Origin of the sequence: Streptomyces sp. ISL-96 (assembly GCF_018614035.1) — a bacterium.
GTDB lineage: Bacteria > Actinomycetota > Actinomycetes > Streptomycetales > Streptomycetaceae > Streptomyces.
Genome location: NZ_JAGGPA010000035.1, coordinates 1 through 12,226 on the forward strand (window position 1 = coordinate 1; position 12,226 = coordinate 12,226).

Consider the following 12,226-nt stretch of genomic DNA (forward strand, 5'->3'; position numbering starts at 1 on the left):
ACTGCAGGGGGGACCCTGTGGGAGAGTAGGACGCCGCCGAACAATCATTGTGGGAAAGCCCCGCACCTTATGGTGCGGGGCTTTTCTGCGTTCAAGGCCTTGCCGCCCGTCGGCAGGGCCTTTCTTTGTAGGTAACTGCCTTTACAGGCGGCCGGCTGCTTTGAGTGCGAGGTACGCGTCGGCGAGAGCTGGTGCCAGGTCCTCGGGGGTGGTGTCGACGACGGTGACGTTGTGGCGGGTAAGTTTCTCCGCTGTGCGGCGGCGCTCTTCCTGTGCCTGGGTAGCCGCAGCGGCTTCGTAAACCGCGTCGACTGTGCCGCGGCCGGTTGCCATTTGCTCGACGCGGGGATCGGCTACCGAGGCCACCAGAACGGTGTGGCGCTGGGTGAGCTGCGGCAGTACGGGGAGGATACCTTCTTCGACCGGGGCGGCGTCCAGGCCGGTCAGCAGCACGATCAGGGAACGGCGGGGGGCGTATGCCAGTGCTGCGGCGCTGAGGCCCCGGGCGTCGGTTTCGACCAGCGCGGGCTCCAGCGGGGCCAGAGCGTTTACCAGGGCCGGCAGGACGTCGCCTGCGGTGCGGCCCTGGACCTGGGCGCGGATGCGGCGGTCGTAGGCCAGGAGGTCGACGCGGTCGCCCGCGCGCGAGGCCAGAGCAGCGAGGAGAAGGGCGGCGTCCATGGAGGCGTCCAGGCGCGGTACGTCACCGACGCGGCCGGCCGAGGTGCGGCCGGTGTCGAGGACGACCAGGATGTGACGGTCGCGTTCCGGGCGCCAGGTGCGTACGGCGACGGTGTTCTGCCGGGCGGTGGCGCGCCAGTCGATGGAGCGGGTGTCGTCGCCGGGAACGTAGTCGCGGAGGCTGTCGAACTCGGTGCCTTCGCCGCGGGTCAGGACGCTGGTGCGGCCGTCGAGTTCGCGAAGGCGGGCCAGCTTGGACGGGAGATGCTTGCGGCTTGTGAAGGGCGGCAGGACGCGGATGGTCCAGGGAACCCGGTGACTGCCCTGGCGGGCTGCCAGGCCCAGCGGTCCGTAGGAGCGGACGGTGACCCGTTCGGCGTGGCGGTCGCCGCGGCGGGTGGGGCGTAGTGCGGTGGTGAGGCGGCGGCGCTCTCCCGCGGGGATGGTCAGCTCGTGGCGTGAGGCGGCCTGTTCGGTGCCCGTTGGCCAGCTGCTGGGCGGCCAGGCGTCGCGGAGCTGGGCACGCAGGGGGCGGCCCGAAAAGTTCGTGACGGTCAACTGGATCTCGGCGCCGTCACCCAATCGAACTGACGTTTCACCACTTCGGGTGAAACGGAGCTTTCGCACTGGCGCGGCCAGGGCGTAGTCGCACAGAATTGCGAGCGTGAGGGGAGCGTTCACGGCGAGGACCCCGGACCAGTTCGGCGCGAGGATGCCGATGGGGATCGCGCCGAGAGCGGCGAGCAGTGCGGTTCGTCCGGTGAGGGCCACGGTCATCGCCTCATCAGCGGGGGACGGGGACGTGGGCGAGGATCGCGGTGATGACGGAGTCCGCGGTGACTCCTTCCATCTCCGCCTCGGGCCGGAGCTGGATGCGGTGGCGCAGGGTGGGCAGAGCCAGGGCTTTCACGTCGTCGGGGATGACATAGTCCCGGCCGGTGAGCCAGGCCCAGGCGCGGGCGGTGGAGAGCAGAGCGGTGGCGCCTCGGGGTGAGACGCCGAGAGTGAGCGAGGGGGATTCTCGAGTGGCACGGCAGATATCGACGACGTAGCCGGTGATCTCGGCGGAGACCGCGGTTTTGGCCACGGCAGCACGGGCCGCTTCCAGGTCGGCGGGGCCGGCGGCCGGGCGTAGGCCGGCTGCGTGCAGGTCGCGGGGGTTGAAGCCCTCCGCGTGGCGGGTCAGGACGCCGATCTCGTCCTCGCGGGACGGGAGCGGGACGGTGAGCTTGAGGAGGAATCGGTCCAGCTGCGCCTCGGGGAGGGGGTAAGTGCCCTCGTACTCCACGGGGTTCTGGGTCGCTGCGACCAGGAAGGGGTCGGGCAGGGGGCGGGGCGTGCCGTCGACGGTGACCTGACGCTCCTCCATGGCCTCCAGGAGCGACGCCTGGGTCTTGGGGGGCGTGCGGTTGATCTCGTCCGCGAGGAGGAGGTTCGTGAAGACGGGGCCGGGCTGGAAGGAGAACTCGGCGGTGCGGGCGTCGTAGACCAGGGAGCCCGTGACGTCGCTGGGCATGAGGTCGGGGGTGAACTGGACGCGCTTCGTGTCCAGTTCGAGGGAGGCCGCGAGGGCGCGGACGAGCAGCGTCTTGGCTACTCCGGGGACTCCTTCGAGCAGGACGTGGCCTCGGCAGAGCAGGGCTACGACGAGTCCGGTGACAGCGGGATCCTGGCCGACCACGGCCTTCGCGATCTCGGTGCGCAGGGCTTCGAGGGAGGCTCGGGCGCTGTCTGGGTTCTCTGCGGGCTGGGCGCTCATGAAGCGCGTACCTCTCTTTCGAGGGCGTCGAGTTCGTCTGCCAGGCGGATGAGGCCGGCGTCGTTGGAGGGTGCGGTGCCGAAGAGGAGGGCGGGGAGGTCCCGGCCGGTTGTCGGCAGGTGGGCGGAGACGGCTGGGAGAAGTGTGTCGGAGGCGTGAGCCCGGGAGGCGGGCACGCCGAGAAGGGGGGCCAGGCGAGTGCGGGTTGCCGAGCGGAGGGCCGAGGCTGCGCGGTCGCGGGCGTCGGCTCTGCGGTAGAGGCGGGCGCGGCCCTCGGTGGTCTCGGAGGCCCGGACGGCCACGGGGAGCTGTTCGGTGACGAGGGGGCCCAGTCGGCGGCCGCGCCAGATGGCGGTGAGTACGGCGGCGAGGGTGAGTTGGAGGGTTCCCCAGAGCCAGCCGCGAGGGACCAGGTCGTAGAAGCTGCTTTCGCCACCGTCGGTGGCCGAGGCATCGCCGAGCGAGGGGAGGTACCAGACGAGATGAGGCCGGGAGCCGAGGAGTTGAAGGGCGAGCGAGGCGTTGCCCTGCTTGTCGAGGCGGTCGTTGTAGAGGATGTCCGGCGCGCCGAGCAGGACGGTGTCGCTGCTTGCGGTGTGCGGTACGCGCAGGACGGTCGCGAGGCCGTCGCCGGGGTAGCAGGCATCGGCGTCGGGGGCCTCGGTGGTGTAGCGGAACCCGCCGGTGTCGGCGTCGCCTGCGCGGAGCGCGGCGGGCAGCGAGCACTGGGGGGAGCGCGGCGACACGGTGGTGCGCCGCTCGACGCGCACGCCGGGGGCGAGCCTGGGGATGGAGGGGGAGCCGGGGGCGAGGAGCACCGTACGGGACGCGGATTCCCGCATGGTGGTGCGGAGTTGGTTCTGCTGCCGGGCTGTCAGGAGATTGGGGGCGGTGACGAGCAGAGTGCTGTCGGCGGTCGCGGCGGCCGTGGCCTCGTCGAGGGTGGTGACCACGTGGGTGGTGACGCCACGGGCCTTGAGGAGTTCGGCTGCGGCGCGGCTGCCGTGGGGGTCGGCGGAGCGCGGGTCGAGTCGGCCGTGCTGGTCGCCGGAGCGTACGGCGGCGATGGCGATACCGGCGACCAGGATGGCGACCAGGCCGAGAAGGAGGCCGCGGGTGCGTGTCCAGATCTGGCGGGCGGTGGGGGAGGCCGAGGTGGAGCCGGTGGGAGCTCCGGTCATTCCGCGGCTCCTTGGGACGCGCCGCTGAGCAGCGGCTTTGTGCGCTCGACGGCGGAGTCGAGTTCGCTCAGGCGCTGGTACGCCTGCTGGTCGGCGGTGCGGCCGCCGTATGTGACGTCGTCGAATTCGCGGGCGGCGGCGCGCAGTCGGCCGGCGTGGGCGGGGAGGGACTGTCCGGCTTCCGCGGCGGCCTCGTCCGCGGTGCGGCCGGGGCGCGGGTCGAGGAGGGCGCGTTCTTCCAGGGAGCGTACGACGGCCCGCATCCGTTCCTGGACGGCCTGGTTCCAGCGCTGTGCGGCGGCGTGTGCCTCGGCGGCGGTGCGGTGCTCCGCCGCGCTGCGCGGGCCTTCGTCGAACAGCTTCCCCTCGGGGGCAGGGGTGCGTTGGGGCGTGCCGAGCCGAAGCCACAGGCCGGCGGCGAGGAGCACGACGAGTACGACGACGACCACGAGCCCCACCGCGCCTCCGGGGGTGGCTCCGGACGCCGCGCTGAACAGGTCGTTGACCCACTCCCAGAAGCGGTCGATGGCGCGTTCGAGGAAGCTCGGGTCGTTCTCGTGGTACATCGGCTTGGACAGTTCGCGCTCCGCGGCCTCTCGGGCCGGGGAGCGCGGAATGTCCACCGGAACGTCGTCATTTGCGCGAGCCCGGAGGCTCGCTGCTGTCCTGCCCCCCGCTGTGGACACCGCATCAGCTCCCGGGTGTGGTGTCGGTGGGCTGCTGGGGGCCGTAGCCGGGGACGCCCGCGGCGCGGGCGAGCTCCAGGTCGAGAGCCTCGCGGCGGATGCGCTGGTCGATGTAGAGCAGAACCGTCACGCCGGCGTTGATCGGGTAGGTGATCGAGGAGGCGATCACGGCGCCGATGCCGGTGATGATCAGGAAGGGCCAGCCGAACTCCGGAGTCTCCCCGGTGAACAGTCCGTCCAGGCCGTCGTCCGCGGCGATGGCGGCGAGACCGAACGGCAGGGTGATGATCATCGACACGATGAAGGTGAGCACCATCGTGAGCAGCATGATGCCGAAGACCCGCCACCAGGCGCCGCTGACCAGCTTGGCCGAGCGGCTCAGCGACTTCATGATGCTCTGCCTCTCCAGCATCAGGGCGGGCGACGCGAGGCTGAAGTGGACCATCAGCCACAGGACGGCGACGAAGGCCGCCGTACCGAGGAGGAGCGCAAGGGTGGTACCTACTGCGCCGCCCAGCAGGAGGCCGGGGAGGATGCCGACCGTCATGATCGCCGCGGCGAGGAGGGGGAGCAGGAGGGTCAGGCCGAGCAGCTGGGGCAGCTGGGGCTTGGCCTCGCGCCAGGCGTCGGCGAGTGTCACCGGGCGGCCGAGTACGGAGCGGCTGATCACCATGGTCAGCAGGGCCGTGGTGAAGAGCGTGCCGATGAGAGCGATCGCGAGCGTGGGGGATGTGTTGACCAGCGTGCTCTTCGCCGCGCTGAGCGACTGGCGCAGGGCCTCGGACGGCGTGGCGTTCGGGTCGACCTCGGGCGGTGCGGACAGCAGGTAGCGCTGGATCAGGATGTCGCAGATCTGCGTGATCACCGCGACGGTGACCGTGATGCCGAGGACCGTGCGCCAGTGGGCGCGCAGCGTCGACACCGCTCCGTCGAGGATCTCGCCGATGCCGAGCGGGCGCAGCGGGATCACTCCGGGCTTGGCTACGGGCGCAGGACCGCCCCAGCCGCCGCCCTGGGGCCTGCCGCCCCAGTTCCGTGCCGGCTGCTGCTGCGGGGCTCCGGCGGGGTCGCCAGGGCCGCTGGGGGCGGACCACTGGCCTGGCGGGGGCTGCTCCTTCGACCACTTCGATGCGGGGTCGCTCTGATCGGCCGGCTCGGCCGGCTCGGCGGGCCGTGGCAGGCCCGGCTTCTGGTCGTCGGAGGGGGCAGATCCGGGCGAGGCCCAGCCCGGAGAGTCGTTCATCGTCGCTCCTTCACGGTGCCCGTCCGCGGTCGCGGTGGCAGGTTGGCAGCCATCGTGTCATGGGGCACCTGTCGGCGGACCGGGCCCCGTATCTCCTGTGCACCTTCAATTGTGGGCGCCTCAGCGGGCAGACTGGGCAGATGGCTGATCAGGACGCGCAATTCCCAGCGGGCGCCGAGCCGCCCCCGCTCCCTACGCTGCGGTGGGAGGAGCCGCCCGAGGGTCCCGTGCTGGTGCTGCTCGACCAGACGCGGCTGCCCGCGGAGGAGGTCGAGCTGGTCTGTACGGATGTGCCTGCGCTGGTGCAGGCCATCCAGACGCTCGCTGTTCGTGGAGCGCCTGTGCTGGGGCTGGCCGGCGCCTATGGCGTGGCGCTGGCTGCCGCGCGGGGGTACGACGTGGACGAGGCCGTGGGGCTGCTGGAGCGGGCGCGGCCCACCGCTGTGAACCTCGGGTACGGGGTGCGGCACGCGGCGGCGGCGTACCGGGCGGCCCTGGAGAAGGGGGTGGGCGCCGAGCGGGCGGCCGCGTCGGCGCTGGTCGCCGCGCGGGAGCTGCACCGGGCCGATGCCGAAGCCAGTGCGCGGATGGCCGCGCACGGGCTGGCTCTCCTGGAGGAACTGCTGCCGGGAGGCGGGCACCGTGTACTGACTCACTGCAACACCGGGGCGCTGGTCTCGGGCGGTGAGGGCACGGCGTTCGCGGTGGCGCTGGCCGCGCACCGGACGGGCAGGCTGCGGCGGCTGTGGGTCGACGAGACACGCCCGCTGCTGCAGGGGGCCCGGCTGACGACGTACGAGGCGGCACGGCACGGCATGGCGTACACGCTGCTCACGGACAATGCGGCGGGTTCGCTCTTCGCCGCTGGTGAGGTGGACGCCGTACTCATCGGCGCCGACCGGATCGCGGCCGACGGTTCGGTGGCGAACAAGGTGGGGAGCTATCCGCTCGCGGTGCTGGCCAAGTACCACCACGTTCCGTTCATCGTGGTCGCGCCCGTGACCACGGTGGATCTGGGCACCCCGGACGGTGTTTCCATCGAGGTGGAGCAGCGGCCGGGGCAGGAGGTGACAGAGTTCACGGTGCCGTCGGTCCTGGTGGCTGGATCTGATGCCGGGATCGGGGCCGGGATGTCTGTGGCGCCGCTGGGGACACAGGCGTACAACCCGGCCTTCGACGTAACGCCGCCAGAACTGGTGACCGCGATCGTCACGGAGCAGGGTGCAATTTCCCCGGTCACGGGGGCCGCACTGGCGGACCTGTGTGCCAGGTCACGCCAGGTAACGATTAGCTAATGGGATGATGTCGTTTATGAAGGGACGCGTCCTTGTCGTCGACGACGACACCGCACTGGCCGAGATGCTCGGCATTGTGCTGCGTGGTGAAGGATTTGAGCCGTCGTTCGTAGCGGATGGCGACAAGGCACTTGCCGCATTCAGGGAGGCCAAGCCTGACCTGGTGCTGCTGGATCTCATGCTGCCCGGACGGGACGGCATCGAAGTCTGCCGGCTGATCCGGGCCGAGTCCGGGGTGCCGATCGTCATGCTCACCGCCAAGAGCGACACCGTAGATGTGGTGGTGGGGCTGGAGTCCGGCGCTGACGACTACATCGTCAAGCCGTTCAAGCCCAAGGAGCTCGTCGCCCGTATCAGGGCGCGACTGAGGAGGTCGGAGGAGCCGGCGCCGGAACAGCTGGCAATCGGGGACCTGGTCATTGACGTGGCCGGTCATTCCGTGAAGCGGGAGGGGCAGTCCATCGCCCTGACGCCGCTCGAGTTCGACCTGCTGGTCGCGCTCGCCCGCAAGCCCTGGCAGGTGTTCACCCGCGAGGTGCTGCTGGAGCAGGTGTGGGGTTATCGCCATGCCGCGGACACCCGACTGGTCAATGTCCATGTCCAGCGGTTGCGGTCGAAGGTGGAGAAGGACCCGGAGCGTCCGGAGATCGTTGTGACCGTCCGCGGGGTCGGTTACAAGGCCGGACCGAGCTGATATGAGCCGAGGCAGCGCTGCTCCGATGCCCGGGGGGGAGCCGGGAGTCCGTACGGGGCGGGCTGCCGGTCCTCGGCGACGGACGTCCAGGATCGGACGTTTCGTGCAGGGCGGTCCTGCCCTGCGGCTCTTCGCGCGCTGGGTGCGGCGGCCGCTGCTGCCTTCGCTGCGGTTGTGGCGGCGGAACATCCAGCTGCGCGTCGTCGTCGGCTCGCTGCTGATGTCGCTCGGTGTGGTGCTGCTGCTCGGCTTCGTGGTGATGTGGCAGGTGCGTAATGGCCTGCTCGACGCGAAGCAGGAGGCTGCCCAGAGCCAGGCGGCCGGTGGATTCGACGTGGCGGAGGAGAAGGCCCGTACCGTCGCGGGAACGGGCGCCGGTGACAGCTCGCAGGCCAGGGTGACCGCTCGTAACTCCACCAACTGGAGGACCGAGCTCGTGGAGCAGCTCGCCAGCGGCGGCCGACAGGCTTTCCACGTGGTGGCACTCAGTGCTGATTCGGACGACGAGAGTGCCAGCAATCGCGGGCCGCGCGCGTCGGGCGGGGTGAACCAGAGCGCGAGCGTGCCGCAGCAGCTGCGGGACGCGATCGACCAGGGGACCGGCAAGGCGCACAAGGCTTTTGTCAGGATTACGTACACGGACGCGCAGGAGCCGTCCGAGCCAGGTCTGGTCATCGGGAAGCAGCTCAATGACAACAGTGGTCAGCCGTATCAGCTCTACTACCTCTTTCCGCTGACGCAGGAGGAGGAGTCGCTCAGTCTGGTGAAGACCACGCTCGCCACCGCGGGGGTGTTCGTTGTCGTGCTGTTCGGCGGCATCGCCTGGCTGGTGGTGCGGCAGGTCGTCACGCCTGTGCGGATGGCCGCCGGGGTCGCCGAGCGGCTGTCCGCCGGCCGGCTCCAGGAACGTATGAAGGTCACGGGCGAGGACGACATCGCGCGGCTCGGCGAGGCCTTCAACAAGATGGCGCAGAACCTGCAGGTCAAGATCCAGCAGCTGGAGGAGCTGTCCCGGCTCCAGCGGCGCTTCGTGTCGGACGTCTCGCACGAGCTGCGTACGCCGCTGACGACCGTACGGATGGCCGCCGATGTCATTCATGAGGCGCGGGCTGATTTTGATCCGGTGACCGCACGGTCCGCCGAACTGCTCGCCGGGCAGCTCGACCGCTTCGAGTCGCTGCTCGCCGACCTGCTGGAGATCAGCCGGTTCGACGCGGGTGCGGCGGCTCTGGAGGCGGAACCGATAGACCTGCGTGAGGTCGTACGCCGGGTCATCGAGGGCGCCGAACCGCTGGCCGAGCGCAAGGGGACCCGGATACGGGTGACCGGTGATGAGCAGCCCGTGGTTGCCGAGGCCGATGCGCGGCGGGTGGAGCGCGTACTTCGCAATCTTGTGGTCAATGCCGTCGAGCACGGTGAGGGCCGGGATGTCGTGGTCCGGCTGGGCGCCGCGGGTGGCGCTGTCGCCGTGGCGGTCCGTGACTACGGCGTCGGGCTGAAGCCGGGGGAGGCGACGCGGGTGTTCAACCGGTTCTGGCGGGCCGATCCGGCGCGTGCGCGCCACACGGGTGGTACCGGCCTCGGCCTGTCCATCGCCGTGGAGGACGCGCGGCTGCACGGCGGCTGGCTTCAGGCGTGGGGAGAGCCGGGCGGCGGATCACAGTTCAGGCTCACCCTGCCGCGTACGGCCGACGAGTCGCTGCGCGGCTCTCCGATTCCGCTGGAGCCCGAGGATTCACGGCGTGCGCGCGAGCGCGCGGAGGCGGACAGCCGGGTGACGGGAGACCGGCCGGGCGGCGGCGCCAACCGGCTCGCGAGGGTGCCCGCACAGCCGAACGCCGAGCGCTCGCCACTGCCCGCGGCGACGCGGGCGGCGCCGGCGGCGGATCCGACGGCGCTGCCGGGCAGTGGGGCCCGGGTTGTGGCGCGGTCGTCGGGCGACGGGGACAGTTCATCGCAGACGGACCGGAAGGACATCACCCGTGGGCACTGAGCGATTGCGCGGCGGCCGGTGGTGGGTGCCGCGGACGACGGTGCTGCTGGGGTGCGGCGGTCTGCTGCTGGCCGGCTGCGCGTCCATGCCGGACAGCGGCGACGTGGAGGCCGTGGAGGCGTCCCCGCGGGGCGACTCGCAGGTGCGGGTGTACGGGATGGCGCCGAGGAAGGGTGCCCAGCCGAACGAGATCGTCGAGGGTTTCCTGGAGGCGATGACGGGCGACGACCCCCAGTTCGCCACGGCCCGCAAGTACCTGACGAAGAAGGCGTCCCAGGAGTGGAACCCGACGCAGGTCGCGGTGCTGGACGACGGCCCGGTGCCGCAGGACCAGCGGGCCAATGACCGCGAGGGCGGCGCCTATACGTACGCGCTGACCGGCACGAAGATCGCCGAAGTGAACGGGCAGCGCGCGTACCAGCCGGTCAACCGCCCGTATCACGAGACGCTTCATCTCAGCAGGCAGAACGGCCCGGACGGCAAGGAGTGGCGCATCGACGGCCTGCCGCAGGGGCTGGTGCTCGGTGAGTCGGACTTCGAGCGCATCTACCGCTCCGTCAACAAGTACTACTTCGCTTCCGGTACGTCGTCGCAGGGGGCCGGTGCGGCTCATCCGTGGCTGGTCGCCGACCCGGTGTACGTACGCAAGCGCATGGACCCGCAGACCCAGATGGATCCGGTGACGCAGACGGTCGAGGCGTTGCTGAGCGGACCGACCAACTGGCTCAAACCGGTGGTCGGTTCGAGCTTCCCCACGGGTACGGCGCTGAAGCTCGAGGACGGCGCCAAGTCACTCGCGTTCGACGACCGGAACGCTCTCAAGGTGCCGCTCAACGGGAAGGCGTCCAACGTCGGCCAGAAGCGGTGCAGGGAGATGGCCGCCCAACTGCTCTTCACGCTGCGTGACCTGACGTCGTACCGGGTCGGCCAAGTGGAGTTGCAGCGGTCGGACGGTTCGACGCTGTGCGTGCTCGGCGGGGACCAGGCGGAGGACTTTGCTCCGGAACGGGCCTCGGGGAGTCCGGACTACCAGTACTTCCTCGACCCCAAGCAGCGTCTCGTACGGATGGTGGCAAGCACCGAGAACACCGGCGCCGACGATGAGGCCGCCCCTGTGCCGGGCCCGCTCGGCAACGGCGAACGGCGTCTGAGCGCGGTCGCGGTGGCGCGCAATGAACGGCACGCTGCGGGGGTGTCGCTGGACGCGCGCTCGCTGTATGTGGCGTCCGTCGTCTCCGACAGCGAGCCCGGGGAGCCGGCGCTGACCAGCAGCGGTAAGCAGGGGAAGGACCGCCTCTCGGCGCCGAGCTGGGACGGGCGGGGCGATCTGTGGGTGGCCGACCGGGACCCGCGTCAGCCGCGGCTGCTGCGGCTGGCGGGCGGCGAGGGGAAGGCGGAAGAGGTCAAGGTCGTCGACGGCCTCGACGGGGCTCGTATCGAGGCGCTGAAGGTGTCGGCGGACGGCGTACGGATCGCGCTGCTGGTGACGCAGGACGGCCGGACGACCCTGAAGCTCGGCCGGGTCGAGCGGCACGGGCCCGCGGACAGGCCGGAAGTGTCCGTCGTCGACCTGCGGCCCATCGCGCCTCAGATGGAGGAAGTGACGGCCGTGTCGTGGGCCGGACGCAGCCGCCTGGTGGTCGTCGGCCGCGAGTCCGGCGGGGTGCAGCAGCTGCGGTATCTGCAGACGGACGGTTCGACGTCGGACGCCCAGGCGGTGCCGGGCGTGAACCGGGTGACGGCGGTCGCTTCGGCGGACGACGACCGGCTGCCGCTGCTGGCGCACTCGGTGGAGGACGGCATCGTGCGGCTGCCGCCCGGCGCGAACTGGAAGACGGTGGTCAGCAAGGGGTCGTATCCGGTCTATCCGGGTTAGCTCGGTACGACCGGCAACCGGGTTTTCCCCAGGGGTGATTGCGGCGCGCTTCGCTGGGCACAGTGGAGTCCATGCACGGGTGGTGGCAGGAGGTCGCCGGTCTGGTGCTGCCGGTCGCGTGCGGCGGCTGCGGCAGGCCGCGCACGGTGCTGTGCGCCGAGTGCGGGCAGGCGTTGTACGGCGGCGCAGCGGGCCGGGTGCGCCCGTCGCCGGAGCCGCCGGGGCTGCCGGCGGTCCATGCCGCCGCTCCGTACGAGGACGCGGTACGGGCCGTGCTGCTCGGGCACAAGGAGCGGGGCGCACTGGGGCTCGCGGGGGCGCTCGGCAGCGCGCTGGCGGGCGCGGTGCGGGCCGCGGTGACCTGGCCGCAGGCCAAGACCGCGGGGCCGCTGCTGCTTGTACCCGTACCGTCCGCGCGCGGCGCGGTCAGGGCGCGCGGGCATGATCCGGCGCGCCGGATCGCACTGGCCGCCGCCGGCGAGCTGCGGCGCACCGGAGTGCCCGCCCGAGTGCTCGCCGTACTGAGGCAGCGGCGGGCGGTGAGTGACCAGGCGGGCCTGAGCGCCCGGGAGCGGGCGGCGAACCTGGCGGGAGCCCTGGAGGTCGTCGCGGGCGGCGGGCGGCTCCTGGAAGGCGGCCGGGCCGTGCTGGTGGACGATCTCATGACAACGGGTGCCTCCCTGGCGGAGGCGGCCCGTGCACTGAGTGCCACCCAGGAAAGGCTGATTTCCGTATCCGCACAGGTGAGCGCGGCCGTAGTCGCGGCCCCGGCGCTCTCGTTCGAAATAAACCGGAACTGACGGGGAACTTGGATCGTT

The 12,226-nt window shown here is 71.2% G+C and carries 10 protein-coding genes; 5 read left to right on the forward strand and 5 right to left on the reverse strand.

The window, feature by feature from the left end; all coding sequences use genetic code 11:
• Positions 1 to 141: 141 nt before the first annotated feature.
• Genes J7E96_RS22105 through J7E96_RS22125 form a run of 5 tightly spaced genes read right to left on the reverse strand, consistent with a single transcriptional unit; the run spans position 142 to position 5,550 of the window.
• Entirely contained in the window at positions 142 to 1,452 is a 1,311-nt protein-coding gene (locus tag J7E96_RS22105; protein WP_215133495.1) for a DUF58 domain-containing protein, read from the reverse strand.
• A gap of 13 nt (positions 1,453 to 1,465) precedes the next feature.
• Entirely contained in the window at positions 1,466 to 2,440 is a 975-nt protein-coding gene (locus J7E96_RS22110; RefSeq protein ID WP_215133406.1) for a MoxR family ATPase, read from the reverse strand.
• Entirely contained in the window at positions 2,437 to 3,621 is a 1,185-nt protein-coding gene (locus tag J7E96_RS22115) for a DUF4350 domain-containing protein (protein WP_215133407.1), read from the reverse strand. Before J7E96_RS22115 ends, J7E96_RS22110 begins: the two co-directional genes overlap by 4 nt.
• Positions 3,618 to 4,307, reverse strand: coding sequence for a DUF4129 domain-containing protein (locus tag J7E96_RS22120; RefSeq protein ID WP_215133408.1), 690 nt, complete (start codon positions 4,305 to 4,307; stop codon positions 3,618 to 3,620). The genes J7E96_RS22115 and J7E96_RS22120 overlap by 4 nt, the downstream gene beginning before the upstream one ends.
• Before the next feature lie 4 nt (positions 4,308 to 4,311).
• Positions 4,312 to 5,550 carry a hypothetical protein gene (locus tag J7E96_RS22125; RefSeq protein ID WP_215133409.1) on the reverse strand — a complete coding sequence of 413 codons (1,239 nt, stop codon included), beginning with the start codon at positions 5,548 to 5,550 and terminating at the stop codon, positions 4,312 to 4,314.
• A 140-nt stretch (positions 5,551 to 5,690) separates the two neighbouring features.
• Between J7E96_RS22125 and mtnA the strand changes: the two genes are divergently transcribed.
• From mtnA to J7E96_RS22150, 5 genes are all read left to right on the forward strand, one after another.
• Positions 5,691 to 6,845 carry an S-methyl-5-thioribose-1-phosphate isomerase gene (gene mtnA, locus J7E96_RS22130; protein ID WP_215133410.1) on the forward strand — a complete coding sequence of 385 codons (1,155 nt, stop codon included), beginning with the start codon at positions 5,691 to 5,693 and terminating at the stop codon, positions 6,843 to 6,845.
• Between the two features lie 4 nt (positions 6,846 to 6,849).
• Entirely contained in the window at positions 6,850 to 7,539 is a 690-nt protein-coding gene (mtrA, locus tag J7E96_RS22135) for a two-component system response regulator MtrA (protein WP_187281934.1), read from the forward strand.
• Position 7,540: 1 nt separating this feature from the next.
• Complete coding sequence (gene mtrB / locus J7E96_RS22140) at positions 7,541 to 9,532, forward strand: MtrAB system histidine kinase MtrB (protein ID WP_215133411.1); 1,992 nt, start codon at positions 7,541 to 7,543, stop codon at positions 9,530 to 9,532.
• Positions 9,522 to 11,408 (forward strand): LpqB family beta-propeller domain-containing protein, encoded by a 1,887-nt coding sequence (locus J7E96_RS22145; protein WP_308296075.1) that lies wholly within the window; start codon positions 9,522 to 9,524, stop codon positions 11,406 to 11,408. Before mtrB ends, J7E96_RS22145 begins: the two co-directional genes overlap by 11 nt.
• A gap of 71 nt (positions 11,409 to 11,479) precedes the next feature.
• Positions 11,480 to 12,208, forward strand: coding sequence for a ComF family protein (locus J7E96_RS22150; protein ID WP_215133412.1), 729 nt, complete (start codon positions 11,480 to 11,482; stop codon positions 12,206 to 12,208).
• The last annotated feature ends 18 nt before the right edge of the window (positions 12,209 to 12,226 follow it).

What these genes read in the sequence shown, in the direction of transcription:
- J7E96_RS22110 (WP_215133406.1), bottom strand. Translation starts at nt 2,440, where the DNA reads ATGAGCGCCCAGCCCGCAGAGAACCCAGACAGCGCCCGAGCCTCCCTC.
- J7E96_RS22115 (WP_215133407.1), bottom strand. Translation starts at nt 3,621, where the DNA reads ATGACCGGAGCTCCCACCGGCTCCACCTCGGCCTCCCCCACCGCCCGC.
- J7E96_RS22125 (WP_215133409.1), bottom strand. Translation starts at nt 5,550, where the DNA reads ATGAACGACTCTCCGGGCTGGGCCTCGCCCGGATCTGCCCCCTCCGAC.
- mtnA (WP_215133410.1), top strand. Translation starts at nt 5,691, where the DNA reads ATGGCTGATCAGGACGCGCAATTCCCAGCGGGCGCCGAGCCGCCCCCG.
- mtrA (WP_187281934.1), top strand. Translation starts at nt 6,850, where the DNA reads ATGATGTCGTTTATGAAGGGACGCGTCCTTGTCGTCGACGACGACACC.
- mtrB (WP_215133411.1), top strand. Translation starts at nt 7,541, where the DNA reads ATGAGCCGAGGCAGCGCTGCTCCGATGCCCGGGGGGGAGCCGGGAGTC.
- J7E96_RS22150 (WP_215133412.1), top strand. Translation starts at nt 11,480, where the DNA reads ATGCACGGGTGGTGGCAGGAGGTCGCCGGTCTGGTGCTGCCGGTCGCG.